This is a genomic window from Flavobacterium sp. (assembly GCF_041911335.1).
GTDB lineage: Bacteria > Bacteroidota > Bacteroidia > Flavobacteriales > Flavobacteriaceae > Flavobacterium.
The window spans coordinates 23,467-40,553 of sequence record NZ_JAYRPD010000029.1 but is presented as its reverse complement, the minus strand read 5'-3'; the positions used below and the strand labels follow the sequence as shown (position 1 = coordinate 40,553).

Below are 17,087 nucleotides of genomic sequence, written 5' to 3'. Positions count from 1 at the left end.
AATGGTTATACAATCGAATTATTTTTTACTTCTTGGATGCGCCTGTTGATATACTTTTTTTAATTCAGCCAAACTACTGTGTGTGTATATCTGAGTGGACGACAAACTAGCGTGACCTAATAACTCTTTTACGGAATTTAAATCGGCTCCATTATTCAACAAATGCGTTGCAAATGAATGCCTAAGAACGTGTGGACTCTTTTTTTCTTTTTTTGAGACAGTACTAAAGTAATCATTTATTAATCGATACACAAACGATTCACTCACTTTATTTCCGGTTTTAGATAAAATTAACATCTCTTTATCCTTAATTACCTCTAAATGATTTCGTTGTTCTTTGTAGTGTTTAAGCAAATTTAAAGTGCAATCCAACATTGGAATAATCCGCTCTTTGTTTCTTTTCCCAACAACACGAATTGTTTTTTGAATTTCGTTTACGCTATTCAACTTTAAATTTATCAACTCAGCCCTACGAATTCCCGTTGTATAAAAAAGCTCAATCACCAATCGATTTCGAATTCCCTCAAAATCATTCGAATAATCATTATCTGAAAAAACATCTTGCAATTCTTTCTCAGAAAACGGAATTTGAACTTTTTTAGCAGTTTTCAATGATTTATGTTTTAGAAGCGGATTGACCGAAATCTGCTTAACTTTTAATAAAAATTTATAAAAGGATTTTAATGCAGAAATTTTTCTGTTTACTGAAGTTGTTGATATATTTTGTTCTATCAAAACTACTATCCAACTTCTGATATTAGAATAAACAACTTCTTCTAAAGAAATTGATTGTTGATTTAAATAATCTTGAAAAGAATTAATATCATCTAGATAAGCACGAACAGTTAAAGGAGAATAGTTTTTCTCTTTAACCAAATAATCCTCATATGCTTGTAGATTTGTAGCCATAAAAAAACCGCTAACAACAAAGTTACACTTTATTTATTAGCGGTTGATATAGTTTATTCAAAAAATTAACTCTCTAATGCGTCTCTTAATCCTTGAATGTAAGATGCTTTTTGGATCTTAGCTCTGTTTACAACAGAAGGTTTAATGAAAGCTTGACGTGCACGTAACTGACGAACAGTTCCTGTTTTATCAAATTTTCTTTTATAGCGCTTTAATGCTCTATCGATATTTTCTCCGTCTTTAATTGGTATAATTAACATAATTTAGACACCTCCTCTCGTTAAGGGTGCAAATGTAGAAATTATTTTTCAATTACAAAACAACTATTTGTCAATCTTTTAAAGAAAAAACTTTATAAAACAAGAACTCCTATCTATTTAGACAGGAGTTCAACGTTATTTGCTTAATTTATTTAACCGCAGGTTTGTAATTCTGATTATCAATTATCATTTTTGATAAAATTTCTTTTAAAATTTCAGAAGTTCCTCCACCAATTGGACCTAAACGACTATCTCTCAACAAACGCGCTAACGGATACTCTTCCATATAGCCATAACCTCCTAACATTTGTAAGCAATCATAAATTGCTTGATCTGCCACTTTTGTTGATTTTAATTTGGCCATTGTAGCTTCCTTAACTACATATTCCCCTTTATTTAATCTTGCTACCGCTGCATAATTGAAGATTTTACAATGCTCAACTTCTGTAGCATGTTCTACCATTGTATGTCTTAGTGCTTGGAATTTATTAATTTGACTTCCAAAAGCCTCACGTTGCGACATATATTCCAAAGTGTAATCAATTGCATACTCAGCTCTTGCGTGAGCATTGATTGCCATAATTAAACGTTCTAAAGCAAAATGTTGCATGATATACGGAAAACCTTTCCCTTCTTCACCCATTAAGTTTTCTAATGGAATCTCCACGTTATCAAATGCAAGCTCTGCCGTATCTGATGCCCTCCAACCCAATTTATCTAATTTAGTTGCTGAAATACCTGCTGTTTTTGCATCAACTAAAAATATACTAATTCCTTTATTACCTAATTCTGGACTAGTTTTAGCAGCTACCACATAATAGTCTGCATAAACTCCATTTGTAATGAAGGTTTTAGAACCATTAATTACAAATTTATCTCCATTTCTTACTGCATTAGTTCGCATTCCCGCAACATCACTTCCTCCGAAAGGCTCCGTAATACACAAAGCACCGATTTTTTTACCAGCAATACTTGGCGCTAAATACTCTTGTTTAATTCTTTCATCACCTTCTGCATTTAAATGTGTCATTGCTAAATAAGCATGCGCCCACATGGCAGCGGCAAAACCAGAAGATTTAATTTTTTGAAGCTCTTCTAAAAAAATAACAGTGTAAAACAAATCTAAATTCATTCCACCATAAGCTTCAGGATAATTCAATCCAAAAAAGCCCATTTCTCCAAATTTTTCCCAAATAAAACGCTCGATAGTTCCTGTTTTTTCCCATTTTTCAATGTGAGGTACTACTTCTTTATGTAAAAAATCTCTAAAACTCTGTCTGAATAATTCGTGCTCTTCTGTAAAATACATTGAATTCATAAATCTATAATTGTGTAGGTTGTTTTTTGATAATATTTTTAAAAATCCAAATATAAGGCGATTATATTTATTTTTTCGTTAGGCATTCCCTTAATTTTTGTTAAATCATCAATATTTTTGATTCCATTATTCATCGTTCTATAAATAACAATTTCTTTTGCCAGAGCATAATTGAAATACGGAAATTTTGCCAATTCTTTTTGAGACAATTCATTTATGGCGATTTTCTTAATTCCGTTTTGAGTCTTAATAGAGAATCGTTTCTCTAAATCCTCTAAAGCTTCTGGGCTAATTCCCCACATAAATTGAAATTGTTCCATACTAACAAAGCATCCAAATTTCTCTTTTTCTTGCAAGATTTTGTCCGCTAATTTTTCACCAATACCATATACCGCAATTAAATCTTCTCGCGATGCCGTATTAATGTCTTTTTGAACAATCTTTTCTTTTTCCTTTGGTAAAAACTTATGAAACTTCTCCGAAGTAACATTCGTTTTATTTTTAACCCAATCTGGAAATTTGAAGTAAGGTCTAATCTTAGAAAGAAATGCATTTGAAACTTGAGTAACCTGTTGAAACTCTTCAGGAGAATTCACAAACTTTCCTTTTTTCCGATAAGCATGTAGACGATCTATTTCCTGAATCGACATCCCTAACTTATACCCTATATAATCGGTGATATAATTTGGATTGAAGGGATAAATGGTGTCTTTTTTTGTAGCCTGAATATTTTTTAAACTATCAATTTCATTTTGCACTAACAACCAAGCTTTATCTTCTGCAGTAGTAGTTTTTGAAATAAAACTATCTTTTAGAAAAAAATAACCTAATTGAACTACAATAATGATAGCAAATAACAAAAAAATCCCACTTCTGTGTTCTCTTGAAAACAGGAAGTAGGATTTTAGTTTATTCATTTTGAAAAAATTAATCGTTTTTTCTTACTGACTCTTCGTCATTTTCTGTAAAAGAATCTGGCTCATTAGCAGGCGGAGTTGTTAAGACCTTATAAAAAAAGAAACCTGTTAAACAAATCACAATTCCTTGTGCCAAAACCATAGTTATTAATGCTGCTGAATTCATAATGTAGCCCTCCCTTCTTTAACACGTTTCTTATAAGCAACGTAAACAATTACTGAAATAAACACAAAAAGCGTTAACAATAACATTCTTCCTATAAACTTATACAAAGTATTGTTTGTGAAATCACCTTTAGCAATTGCATCGCCAGGCTTAATAACATCTCCTACTTTTACAATAGCTTCTTGATTTAGACTTGCATCAAATTTATATTCTTTTGTATCGTTGAATTTTTCAACAAGAACTTGATTTGACACTTTATCGAATTTTTTTCTTTCGTTTTCAAATTCAAATTTTACATAATCAGATTTCACATCAACAACTTTTCCAGAGACAGTCCCCGACCCTTCAAAATTCTCTGCAAAATAATTCTCTGCAAACCACTCTTTATTATGTGTATCATTATTTTGAACTTGATTAACCCAATCAGGAATACTTGAGACCAAAACTGCACCTAATAATAAAGGCGTAATAATTAAAATTACATATTTATAAAATTGAGGCAACTTAATGTCAGCTCCTTTATTGATTTCTTCCCAACCTCTATTGATTCCAAAAACATATGAAAACAACACAGTTTCTAAGAAAGCAAATACAACTAAACTGACGGTTCCAGCCCAATAATCATATTGATCAAAAACTCCTTGATTGTAGAAAATAACCGTAGGTAATCCCATAATCAAAGCTAATGCTCCAAACGACCAAGCTCCTTTATTTTTAGACCAACCAAATTCATCTGACATAAAGCCCATCCATGGAGTTCCCATAGCTAATGAAGATGTGATTCCTGCAAAGAATAAAAGTCCAAACCAAAATACTCCTGCCAAAATAGCTATCACACCACCCCATTGTTGGAATAAATAAGGCATTGTTTGGAAAGCCATACCAAAACCAGCATTTTGAATAACCCAATCTAATCCTAAGTATCCAGCAGCAATCGGAATAACAATTAAAGAACCTAAGACTACTTCAACGAATTCATTCATAAATCCTGCAGAAACAGCATTTAAAGCTACATCATCTCTTTCTTTTAGGTAAGCTGCATAACAGTGAATAGTTCCCATACCAACAGAAAGCGTGAAGAAAATTTGACCTGCCGCAGCTAACCAAACTTTAGGATTAGCTAAAGAGTCAAATTGTGGTGTCCACAAGAAATTTAATCCATCCCAAGCATTTGCATTTGGAAAAATATCCGATGCTCCACTTGTTCCTAAAGTAACACCTCTAACAGCTAAAATAACACCAAATAAAATTAATAATGGCATTCCAATTTTAGCTACTTTTTCAATTCCGCCTAATCCTTTTGATAATATCCAAGTATTTAATAGCAAACAAATAATGTAAAAAATAACTGCTTCATAAGGGATTCCAGTAGTTGAATGAGCAATGTCTACATATGAATTAAAAAACCCAGCAACATCAGCCTGACTCATTCCATCAAATGTACCAACAATCGAATGATACACATAAGACATTGTCCAAGATTCAATGTAACAATAATAAGCCGCAACAGCGATATTGGTAAAAATTCCAAATACTCCAATATATTTCCAAATACGGCCTTTAGCCATTGTATCTAAAATATAAGGTGTACTGTGATTACCAAATTTTCCACCAAAACGACCTGTTGACCATTCAATCAATAATAATGGAATACCCATTAATAAAAAACAAACTAAATAAGGAATAATAAAAGCTCCCCCGCCATTTTGAACTGCCTGTACTGGAAATCTTAAAAAGTTTCCAAGTCCAACAGCGTTTCCAGCCATAGCCAAGATAAGCCCTACGCGTGAACCCCACGATTCTACTTTTGCTGTCATATAATTTTATTGGTTGTTAAAGCCTCAAAGATAAGAAAAGTATCTAAAATTCAAATAAAACTTACACTTAATGAAATTTTACAAGTCAAAAACTGAACTTCTTTTAGTTTTTATCATGTCTTTTAACTTTAAAAGAAAAGCTAAAGTAAGATACAATCCAAAACCTAAACCTACCGTTATAAAAGAAATGTAGATAAAAAACAAACGCACATTTGTTGCCCTCATACCTAATCTATCAGCGAGACGTGTAGCAACAAAAAAACCATGTTTTTCAAAAAAATGTAATAGGTTTTGAACCATTTCTAATATTTTTTTCAAAAATACGATTAATTTTTTAGAATGAAATGTCCGAGGGCACAATCTAAGCACTTTTTATAATCGCAATAATTCTTTTTTAACTGCAATAAAGCTTGAGATTCATAGACATTTTTAGAACGTATTCCAAAAGCTTCAAACTTTTCAATAATCACATTTTGTTCTGAAGGAATGGAAATTGCTAAATCAATTAATTCCTGTGTAATTTCTTTTTGCTGGCTTCTGGCATAAGCAAATCGAAGCGGAATAATTGTATTTATTACCAATAAATCGATAAATGATTTAGAAAGTTTTTTCATCTTTTTCGAACTTTCTTTATCGAAATTATAATGTGTTTCCCAATATTCACTGACACCCACATTAAAAACCTGATACAACTCGTTTATAGAAGTACCATTAGTAACCAAAGAAAAAAGATTCTTTCGATAAAAATACAAACTAGCAAATTGCGCCAATCGAATCGTAGGAAAATTATCAGGACGATGCTTGAAAAACTCAACCGAGCCAGTTACTTTTTCATGTAATTGATATTTTTGAACTAAGTAATTATAGGATTTTTGCAACTCTTTGGCATAATTATCTTGAAAATCTCGTGAAAGCAAATTCGCTTGACCTAACAACAAAGATTCTAATGATTCCAAAGAATAAGATTCTTTTCGAACAATAGAAAACAGAATCGATTTAGCAATTTTATAAAACAATTCCCCATTCGAATTTAAACCAAAATTTTTAGCTAAAAGACAAAACAAAACCGCTTCCCAATCTTGATTAGAAGTTTCCGCTAATTCAAAAACCAATTGAGATTTTCTTTCTAAACGCTCAAAAAATAAACGCTCTTGCCAATTTTTAAAGATAAATTCATCTACATTTTGAATTTCATTTTCACAATAAATCCAAGACTTTTGACTGATTAAAGATTGATATTTATGCAAATCCGAAAGGGCAACATATTCCTTAAGTTCTAACGTTGGTATTTCAGAATTGTCTTTTCTAAAAATAGGCATATCGTATTCCCAAACGACATGTAAAATCACCGAATCATAATTCGAATCTTTCTCATGATTGTGTACATACCAATCTGATGACTTGAGATGAATTTCAACATTTCCAGCCCATTTTTGATTTCCGATAATTAGTTGTGCATTGAAAAAATCAGGTCCGGCAAGTTGCAAATATTGACCTGAATTGAGAATCTGAATCGACTCTCCTTTTGTAGTTTTTAAATTGGCAATATCAAATTTCTTGAATTGCCACACATGGTGCAAAAAATCTTCTTTCATTCTGAATGGCATATATAATTGAAAAACAAAAGTATAAAAAAACAAAAAACCTGCAAAATTATTTTTACAGGTTTAAATTCTTCAAAATGAAAACTATTATTTTATTGAACCAATAATATCATATTTCGTAATAATGTGATGTTTTCCATTTCCTAAATCAATTAAAACCGCTTGGTTTTCTTTATTGATTAATTTAGAAACTTCTTCAACTGGCGTTCCAATTTTTACAATTGGAAATGGTTTCCCCATCACTTCTCGGATTGGTCGTTCCGCAGTGTTTTTATCGGTGATATAACTTTGGAATAAATCCGATTCATCAACTGAACCTACAAATCCATTAACATCAACTACTGGAATTTGAGAGATTTTGTATTTTCTCATTCTTTCGATTGCGTGTGAAACTAATTCTTCAGTACGAACAATTACTAATGGTTTATCGATATGTTCTTTGATTAAATCTTCTGCTTTTGTAATTTCTTCTTCTAAGAAACCTCTTTCGCGCATCCAATCATCGTTAAACATCTTTCCAACATAACGGCTTCCAGAATCGTGAAATAAGACCACAACTACATCTTCTGGACCAAAGTGCTCTTTTAACTGCAATAAACCCTTTACAGCGGCTCCAGCAGAGTTTCCAACAAAAATTCCTTCTTCTAAAGCTATTTTTCTTGTATAAACAGCTGCATCTTTATCAGTAACTTTCGTAAATCCGTCGATTAATGAAAAGTCAACATTCTTTGGTAAAATATCTTCTCCAATTCCTTCAGTAATGTAAGAGTAGATTTCGTTTTCGTCAAAAATTCCTGTTTCATGGTATTTTTTGAAAACCGAACCATAGGTATCAATTCCCCAAATTTTGATGTTTGGATTTTTTTCTTTTAAATATTTTGCAGTTCCAGAAATCGTTCCACCTGTTCCAACACCTACTACGAAATGAGTAATTTTCCCTTCAGTTTGTTCCCAAATTTCTGGACCCGTTTGTTCGTAATGTGCGATAGCGTTGCTTGGATTATCGTATTGATTTACGTACCAAGAATTAGGAATTTCTTCACCCAATCTTTTGGAAACTGAATAATATGAACGAGGATCTGTTGGTTCTACATCCGTTGGACAAACGATTACTTTTGCACCAACAGCACGAAGAATGTCAGATTTTTCTTTTGACTGTTTGTCAGAAATCACAAAAATACATTTGTAACCTTTCACGATTGCAGCTAGAGCTAAACCCATTCCCGTATTACCTGAAGTTCCTTCGATGATAGTTCCTCCTGGTTTTAATCTTCCATCTGCTTCTGCATCTTCAATCATCTTTACTGCCATTCTATCCTTCACAGAATTTCCTGGATTGAAAGTTTCTACTTTAGCCAATACTAATGCATCCACTTCAGCAGTTACTTTATTTAATTTCACTAATGGTGTGTTACCAATAGTTTCTAATATATTTTTTGCGTACTTCATTTGTGATATTTGTAATATTTTGCAAAGATAGTGTGAATTTTACAAATAAAGCAAACACACTAAAAATGGGAAATTTAAATAAAATTCTATTTAAAGAAATTCCATTCTAAACCAAATCGAACCATAAAATCACGATACGGATAATTTGGCGCCGAATAGAAATTATATCCTGTCATTGCCGAATTAAAATGTTCCGCTTTTAAGTAAATACGGGCTTGTTTAATTCTTGCATTTACAAAGAAATCAAACATTGGAAAATTTCCTATTTTCTTCTCGTTTTGCACATAAAACTCACCAATTAGAGGATTATAATCGTTTGCAAAATATTCAGTAAAATATTGAAAAGTAACTCCAGTTTGTAAAAGCATCGCCTTTTTGAAAACATGATCAGAGAAATATAATGTACTTCTAGTAGTCAATTCAGGTACATTTACAATTTCTGAAGATTGATCAACTTTCTGATATAAAAGAGTAACATCTAAACCAAACTTCCAAAACTTAACCTCTTTATTAGCGTTTATAGACAAATAATTAATTGTTTTATCGTATTGAACAGGTTTAACAGTAAGTTTTGTTATATCATTTGTAGTATTATCAAAATATAAATGATCGTTCAACACTTTGTATTGAACTGATGCATTTAACCATTTTGTCAAAGCAGAAAAAGAAAACTGATTAAGTTTTTCATTCTTGAAATTGTTAGCCCAATTGTAATCTACATAACCACTTTGATACAAATAGAAATTCAAATTTGGTAAACTGTTCAGTTTTTGATACTGAAATTCAAATTTATAATCGGAGTTAATAGTGTATTTTGCTGTAGCTTCAATATTTGAAATGGATTGATTTGTAATTGCTTGGGATATTTCTAATTTGGCAATCAATTTCTTTGCAAAATACGTGTAATTTCCTCCAACCATATTAATTCGGTCCGAAATGGAATTTGGCACAAGAATATTTCCCGAATTATCATACACAACACTATTGTAATAATAGTTATAATTAGTGTCATCAATAAAAAATTCTAAATCACCAAATTTTTTTGTTTTATAACCAACACCTACTTTATTATACATATTGTTATAACGCGTCTTATTATTTATATTATTTGAAAAAGACGCTCCAAAACGATTGCTAATTGTGGGCTGAGTAAACTCGAAAAACTTGTATTGATAATTAAATTGATGGGTGAAAATTAAACTATTGGGATTGTTTTTATTCAATTTAAAAGAATGGTCAAGAAAGATACGATTCCCCTTTAATAGAGAAGTTGCATCTTTAAAATAAACATCTAAACGATCACGCTCATTATAAGGATCTTCACTTGATTCAAACAAATCAGTATTAATAATACCACCATTTTCTTGATTCGAAATATCTTGAGCGGTGAAATGAGCATTTAAAAAATACCGCTTATCTTTTGTAAAATAACTAGTCGTAAATCTAAAATTTCCAGTACTCGAGATATTGTTTATGTATTTACCATTAGAACGCAATCCTTTGTAAGCAATTGAAAAATTGAGATTAGGTTTAGTATTAATAGTTAAAAAAGCATCTAAAGACTGTCCCTGCTCCATAACAGTTTTATAGTATAATTCTGTAAAAGGCGTTGGAACAGAATAATATTTAATATCACGTGCTTCTAAAAAATTAAAATGTTTAGCCGTAAAACCAAAAGATGGTAAAATACTTTTATGCACTAAACCGAAATTAAGAGTATTATAAGTATGTCCTTCATTGGCAAAAGGCAACAACCCAAAAATATCTTTTCTTAAGTAATTGTATTTATACTCATTCTTTAAAGACATTGAAGTGTCAGCAAAAGTAGTATCTTTCTCTAAGGTATAAATTTTATAGAGTTTAATAGAAGGCTTTATTTCTTTGCCTTGTTGTAGTCCCTTTTCTAAATCACCCTCATCAACAACTTGTGAAAAAACAAAAGAAGAAAGAAACAAAAATAAAATGGATAAATAAATTTTCATTACAATAAAATATTAGCAAATGTAATGAGAAAAAGGGGAATAAAAAAAGCCCCATAAAGGGGCTTTTAAAACAAATATTATTTATTAGTTAAAAAAATTACGTGTTTGAATATTTTTAACTGGCTTAGTAATATTTACTCTTGGAGCAGCTGCTCTACCAGAAGCAACAAACTGACCGTTTTTAGAGAAAGTAAAAATTCCATTTTCTACAGTTAATGTAGCAACATAAATAAACTCTTGATCATAGTTTGGAGTATTTCCAAAATCAGAATCTACAGCATCAGCAGCATCTTGAACAAAAGTTCCAGCAAAAGGTGAGTTGTATCTAGAGTAATTAATAGTCATTGGAATATTAAAAGTTGGGATACCAACTGAAGCTAGTGTTGCGTCGTCATATACATTCATATATATAGTATAAACACCATCTTCAACATCTCCTAAACTTACAGTAAACTCTTCTGGGCAAGCACTTGTTGCAGCAGCATATCCTGTAATATCATCACCGTTTTCGTCTAATACATAAACGTCAACATCGTAACCTATATCACATAATCCAAAAGGATAACCCGGAATATTTCTGTCCCAAGCAAACTCTAAAGTTAAATCACCATAGTCAGTGATATTGAAAGACAAGTTAGTATTAGCAACTTTGATGTTAGCATCAAATTCACTACCAACTTTTAATACAAAAGTTTCAGTAGCTTCATCTTCGCTATCTCCAATGATTTTAACAGTACCAATTCCAGAAGAACTCCAAGCTGGAATATAAACTTGGTGGTCATATTCAAAATCTACATCTTCTGTAGCAGTACCAGAAACTAAAGAAACTGTTACATAAGTATCAACTGGTTGCGGAGTAACTAAATTAACAGCAAATTCAATGGTTTTATCATATCCTCCCTCGTTGAAAGTACTCACAGAGTTAACATTCAAATATGGAGATACTGCTGATACAGATGCACTTCCATCATTTACTTCAATAACAGAATCATCTGTTGCATCATCATTACTACATGAAGTAAAAAAAGTACTTCCAGCAAATAATGCGATTAAAGCAAAAATATTTAATTTATTTTTTTTCATAAAAAATCTGTATTAACTCAATTAAACAAATTTTAATTTGTTTAATTGAGTAGTTAAATAATTAGATTATAGTGGCGTTAAAGTTGTTACAAAAGGTCTTTCAACTGTATTACCCGAAAAGAAAATTGAATAATGAACAGTAATAACACCAGTAACAGGGTTTACATTACTCAATGCTTTTTGAGCTGCACTTTGTCTTACTTCATTAGTAAAAGCGCTAGCTAAATTTTGAGTATCTAAACCAATAACGTTACAAACATCACTAAAAGTATAACCAGCTCTAGTACCTGCAGGTAATTGAATAGTATTTGCAGATCCAGGTGCTTGACCAGCACAATAGTAAGGTCCTACATATGAAGAAACATATAAACCATCAGCAATTTGAGTTACTAAATCATTAGCAAAAGTATAAACAGCTCCTGTTTCAGTTCTAACAGTTCTGTTAGAGTAATTACCCGCTAAGAAAGAACCACATGAAACATTTACTTTTGTAGACTTAACATTTAAATGCTCAGTTCTACCGTCAGTTAATTTTGCAACGTACGTTAATAACCAGTAATCACCAATTTCTAATGTAGCATCATCAGCAGGTAATGGCTGTCCTTCAAAAACAACTCCTGATATTAATTCATTATAGTTAAAACTGAAAGTTAAAGATTCATGTTGATTTTCAACAGGAAAATTAACAGATTTAAGCAATACATTGTTTGACTTTAATAAAGTACTACCATCTAAACGAAAATATTGTTTATAAACATCAACAGTTTCGACTTTTTCTCTACCTTGAAACACAGACAAACTTGCTGATAAAGCATCAGTAGGAGCACTACCCTGAGCATAAGTAATTGCAAGTGTCTCAACACTTAACAAACCTCCTACATTTTTATCTCCTGTAAGAGTATCATTGTCATCATCAACACATGAAAACATTCCAAGTGCTAAAAATGAAAATAAAGATAATTTTAATATTTTTTTCATAATCATTTTTTTTTTAGTTCATCCACCAAACATCTGACAACATAGTATCTCCATTACTTAATGTAGCACTAGCAGCTGCATAGTTTACTTGATTGTAATTTTGAGAGTCTGTTGAAAAATAGAATCTACTAGGAATTTGAGCAATTGCAGCATTAGCAACTGGAGATAAAGCTGGATATCCAGTACGTCTCCATTCTGTCCAAGCTTCAATACCTTGACCATATAATGCTATCCACATTTGAGTACCAATTTTTTCTCTAGCCTCAGATTGAGTTGAAAAATCAACACTAGCATTAGAAGTATAAACTGAAGCTGAACCTAAACCATTGAACTGGAAGTTAGCCTCAATAGCGTTTACATAATGTACTTTAGCTTGAGTAACACCACCTGGTATAATACCTTCATTAGCAGCTTCAGCCAAATATAATTGAACTTGAGCATAAGATAAGAAAACTCCAGGTAAAGTTGGGTCTAAATACTTATTTCCAGGAGATGAGAATCCATTATAATTTCCAGGATTTTCAATACCAGGGGTATTACCAACATATTGACCAGCATTATTTGTTTGAGCGTAAATAGGTAATCTAGGATCACTTAATGCATTCATAGTAGACACTAAAACAGAACTTACTTTGTACTCATTTCTGTTTCCATAAACGATTGTTTCGTAAATTGGGTTTGCATCAGGTTGTGAAGCTGTATAAGCTAACTCAGCAGAATCACTATTTGAAGACATCAATAAACCAGAAGCTACTAAACTTTGAACGTCAGCAGAAACATTTCTCTTTTTAGAAATTCTCATTAAAGCTTTAAGTTTCAATGAAGCAGCAAACTTTCTCCATTTAGTAACATCACCACCATAAACTAAATCTGCAGAAGAAGTAAAGTCACCAGTACCAGAAGCAAATAATACTTCAGCTCTATCTAATAAATCTAAAATACCATCATAAACCTCTTCTTGAGAATCATGTTTTGGTTTAACATTTCCAGGAACAACAGCTTCAGAAAAAGGAACTGGCCCATAAACATCAGTTAATATTTGAAATGCATTAGCTTGTAAAACTAAAGAAACACCTTGTAAATTAGTATTTCCAGCCTCACCAGCTAAATCATAAGCTGATTTAGACTCCGCAATTACACCTGCATATAAGTTAGTCCAAACAGCATTCATAAGAGCTCTTCTAGGAATGTATTTTTCCTCATCATTGTACTGAACTTTTGACCAATGTTGAGCCCAACATAATCCCATATCACCACCAACCTGCGCATTATACATAGTATTTTGCGTAGCAGTAATAGCAGTTGACAATAGCAAGTTTGGATCAGTTGAAGAAGGACTGTTTGGAGAGGTATTAATCTCTTCAAAATCCTTATCACAACTAACAGCAACAAATGCCATTGATGCAATAAATAAATAAATTATTCTTTTCATATTTAATTTTATTAAAATTTAACATTAATATTAAATCCGTAAGTTCTTGCTGATGGTAATTGACCAAATTCTTGACCTTGCTCACCATTAGCATTACTGAATGCAGATTCTGGATCGATATGAGGTGCTTTTTTGTATAATAAAGCTAAGTTTCTACCTACTACTGATACTTTGAAATCTTGAATAAAAGTTCCTTTTAACCAATTTTTAGGTAAAGAATATCCAAAAACAATTTGACGTAATTTTACGTAACTAGCATCAAAAACACCACTTTCAGTAAAGTTAGAATAGTTATAAGCGTATTGGTTGAATGTTTTGGCATCAACGACAACATTATTTGGAACATATCCTCCAGCTCCGTCAGAAACAACACCATTACCTACAACACCTGTCTCACGACCAATTAAAGTTTCCTCTAAAGTACCCGCATATCTACCCCACATATATGTCATTGAGAAGATATCTCCACCAATTTTAGCATCAACTAAAGTGCTTAAATCAAAGTTTTTGTATTTGAATGTAAAATTAGCACCTCCAGTCCAATCTGGTGTAATATTTCCTAATACAGCTAATTCAGAATTATTAACTTTTGGTAATCCGTTTTCATAAATAATATCACCAGATTCAGTTCTTGCATAAGGGAAACCTACAATTGCTCCATATGCTTGACCAGGAATTGCCTGTAACTCCATACCCCATTGACCACCAAGAGTATAAGAATCAGCACCACCTAAACTAGTAACTTCGTTTCTATTTTTTGCAAAGTTTAAATCAATATCAAAAGAGAAATTATCTGTTTTAATAGGAGTTAAACCTAACTGTAACTCAATTCCTTTGTTAGTCATTTCACCAGCATTTTCCCAAGAAGATGTAAATCCTGAAGCTGCTTCAACCTGTAGTGGTAAAATCAAATCAGTAGATGTTTGAGAATAATAAGTTGCTGCTAAACGAACTCTATTTCCATAAGCATTAACATCTACTCCAAACTCAGTACCTATAGTTGACTCAGGCTTGATATTTGGATTCCATTGTGTATTAGGCACAGAAGATTGAGTTCCAAAGTTATTATTTGCTAATGTAAATGTTCTGTTTGTAGAATACTCACCTAATGGACCAGTACCTCCAACTTTAGACCAACCTGCTCTTAATTTAACATAGTTAACTTTAGCATTTTGAAGACCTAAAACTTCAGATAAAATAAAAGATCCTGATACCGCTGGATAGAAGAATGAATTATTTTTTACTGGTAAAACACTTGACCAATCATTTCTTCCTGAGAAATCTAAGAAAGCATAATTTTTATATGATAATTGACCAAAACCAAGTACACTATTAATTCTTTGATCAAAAGAATCACTATCAATAGATGGAGTAGTTCCAGATTTAACATTTGATAAAGTAAACAATCCAGGTAACTCTAAACCTCCTGTTAATTCTCCAACAACTGTATTTCTAACTCTTTTTAAAGTATTCATACCTCCGTTTAAAGATAATTTTAAATCAGAAGTTAAATCAGTTTGATACGTTAAAATTGCTTCCGCATTGATTTCTGAATATCTTCTAGCTATTTCAGCATAGTATCCATCTTTGTATTCATTAGAACCTACATCCGCTCTAAGTGTTTCTCTTTGAGAGTAGTGATCTAAACTTAATTTACCATTGATAGATAATTTATCATTGAATTTGTAATTTAAATAAGTAGACCCAGTTACTCTGTCTTGATCAAAAGTATTTCTATTAGTTTCCAATACCCAGTAAGGGTTATTTTGGAAAACGTTATTCCAGTTTAATGGAGTTCCTTCTGCTGCTGTTCCTACAGGAGCTAATGGCAAGTTTCTCCAATTTTTTAAATCCGTAAAGTTAACGTTTCTAGCAGACCAAATGAACTGTTGAACAACGTTAGATGAGCTATAACCTACAGGAGGCAAGTTATTACTTTTGTTGTTAAAGAAAGTTACATTTGCACCTGCAGTTAATTTTTCACCTAATTTCATGTTTCCGTTGAAACCAACGTTGAATTTTTTGAAATCAGTAAAAGGAATCATACCTTTTTCATCAGAATTACCAATAGATAATCTGAAGTTGTTATTTTCTCCACCGCTAATTAATGTAATACTGTTAGACTGAGCTACACCTGTATCATAGAAATTTTTCACGTTATTAGGATGAGAAATCCATGGAGTTGGCATACCTCCATATTTATAAGAATCCCATTGTACAAAAGATAAACCTCTGTCTAAAGCAGGACCCCAACTTTCATCAACTCCGTCATTATACCCTCCTCCAGCACCATCAACGAATTGAAAGAAATCAGAAGTAGCCCCTTGACCATAAGAGTTTTGATAATTTGGTAATAATAATGGATTAGAGAAAGTAATGTTTGAGTTGAAAGAAACTTCAAATTTGTCTTTCTTTTTACCTGATTTAGTAGTAATTAAGATAACCCCTTTACTAGCACGGATACCGTATAAAGCAGCAGCAGTAGGCCCTTTTAACACAGTAATTGACTCAATATCATCAGGATTAATACTCGCTGCACCATTAGGTAAATCTCTACCTCCACCTGAACCAGCATTACCATAGTTTGTGTTATCAAATGGAACACCATCAATAACAAACAAAGCTTGGTTGTTACCCGTAATAGAAGAAGCCCCTCTTAATACAATTCTTGAAGAAGAACCTACAGCTCCAGAAGAGTTAGTAACTTGAACCCCTGCGATTTTACCAGAAAGAGCATTAACGATGTTAGACTCTCTAGCTTCTGTAATAGAAGATCCTTTTACAGACTGAACTGCATACGTTACCGCTTTTTCTTCTTTTTTAATACCAAAAGACGTAACAATTACTTCTTTACCTTCAACAACATCGTCTTTTAAAGACACATTGTAAGAACTTGCAGCAGCAATAGTAATTCTAACAGCTTTTTTTCCTGTGTAAGAAATTACCAAAACTTCTCCTTGTTTTGCTTTGATAGTATAATTACCATCAAAATCTGTAGTTGTACCACGAGTTGTTCCTTCAACAACTACGTTAGCACCAGCGATAGGGCCTAGTTCGTCAGAAACCACACCCGTAACAGTTTTCTCTTGCGCGAACGAAAACTGCATTGTAAACGCTACTAAAAGCGTAAAAATCCATTTGAACTTCGATCTCATATTAAATTTATTTGAGT

At 32.0% G+C, this 17,087-nt stretch carries 14 protein-coding genes; all 14 read right to left on the bottom strand.

Features of this window, described 5'->3' with window-relative positions; genetic code table 11:
* Positions 1-18: 18 nt before the first annotated feature.
* Positions 19-909, bottom strand: coding sequence for a tyrosine-type recombinase/integrase (locus ACE3PD_RS03495; protein WP_374399576.1), 891 nt, complete (start codon positions 907-909; stop codon positions 19-21).
* 65 nt (positions 910-974) lie between these two features.
* Positions 975-1,169, bottom strand: a complete 195-nt coding sequence (gene rpsU / locus ACE3PD_RS03490) for a 30S ribosomal protein S21 (RefSeq protein ID WP_026724878.1) — start codon at positions 1,167-1,169, stop codon at positions 975-977.
* A gap of 148 nt (positions 1,170-1,317) precedes the next feature.
* On the bottom strand, positions 1,318-2,487 hold the full coding sequence (locus ACE3PD_RS03485; protein WP_374399574.1) for an acyl-CoA dehydrogenase family protein: 1,170 nt from the start codon (positions 2,485-2,487) through the stop codon (positions 1,318-1,320).
* A gap of 38 nt (positions 2,488-2,525) precedes the next feature.
* Complete coding sequence (locus ACE3PD_RS03480) at positions 2,526-3,404, bottom strand: ComEA family DNA-binding protein (RefSeq protein ID WP_374399572.1); 879 nt, start codon at positions 3,402-3,404, stop codon at positions 2,526-2,528.
* 10 nt (positions 3,405-3,414) lie between these two features.
* On the bottom strand, positions 3,415-3,570 hold the full coding sequence (locus ACE3PD_RS03475) for a hypothetical protein (RefSeq protein ID WP_374399570.1): 156 nt from the start codon (positions 3,568-3,570) through the stop codon (positions 3,415-3,417).
* Complete coding sequence (locus tag ACE3PD_RS03470; RefSeq protein ID WP_374399568.1) at positions 3,567-5,387, bottom strand: sodium-dependent transporter; 1,821 nt, start codon at positions 5,385-5,387, stop codon at positions 3,567-3,569. The genes ACE3PD_RS03475 and ACE3PD_RS03470 overlap by 4 nt, the downstream gene beginning before the upstream one ends.
* 78 nt (positions 5,388-5,465) lie before the next feature.
* Entirely contained in the window at positions 5,466-5,687 is a 222-nt protein-coding gene (locus ACE3PD_RS03465) for a PspC domain-containing protein (RefSeq protein WP_111567651.1), read from the bottom strand.
* Positions 5,688-5,713: 26 nt separating this feature from the next.
* Entirely contained in the window at positions 5,714-6,982 is a 1,269-nt protein-coding gene (locus tag ACE3PD_RS03460) for a DUF2851 family protein (protein ID WP_374399565.1), read from the bottom strand.
* Between the two features lie 96 nt (positions 6,983-7,078).
* Positions 7,079-8,440, bottom strand: coding sequence for a pyridoxal-phosphate dependent enzyme (locus ACE3PD_RS03455; protein WP_374399563.1), 1,362 nt, complete (start codon positions 8,438-8,440; stop codon positions 7,079-7,081).
* Between the two features lie 86 nt (positions 8,441-8,526).
* Positions 8,527-10,422, bottom strand: a complete 1,896-nt coding sequence (locus ACE3PD_RS03450; protein ID WP_374399561.1) for a putative porin — start codon at positions 10,420-10,422, stop codon at positions 8,527-8,529.
* An 84-nt stretch (positions 10,423-10,506) separates the two neighbouring features.
* Positions 10,507-11,505: a hypothetical protein gene (locus ACE3PD_RS03445; RefSeq protein WP_374399559.1), complete on the bottom strand. Its 999-nt coding sequence runs from the start codon at positions 11,503-11,505 to the stop codon at positions 10,507-10,509.
* Positions 11,506-11,571: 66 nt separating this feature from the next.
* On the bottom strand, positions 11,572-12,483 hold the full coding sequence (locus ACE3PD_RS03440) for a hypothetical protein (RefSeq protein ID WP_374399557.1): 912 nt from the start codon (positions 12,481-12,483) through the stop codon (positions 11,572-11,574).
* A 13-nt stretch (positions 12,484-12,496) separates the two neighbouring features.
* Positions 12,497-13,915 carry a SusD/RagB family nutrient-binding outer membrane lipoprotein gene (locus tag ACE3PD_RS03435; RefSeq protein WP_374399556.1) on the bottom strand — a complete coding sequence of 473 codons (1,419 nt, stop codon included), beginning with the start codon at positions 13,913-13,915 and terminating at the stop codon, positions 12,497-12,499.
* Positions 13,916-13,926: 11 nt separating this feature from the next.
* A complete protein-coding gene (locus ACE3PD_RS03430) occupies positions 13,927-17,070 on the bottom strand; it encodes a SusC/RagA family TonB-linked outer membrane protein (protein WP_374399554.1) in 3,144 nt (1,047 codons plus the stop codon).
* Between the last annotated feature and the right edge of the window lie 17 nt (positions 17,071-17,087).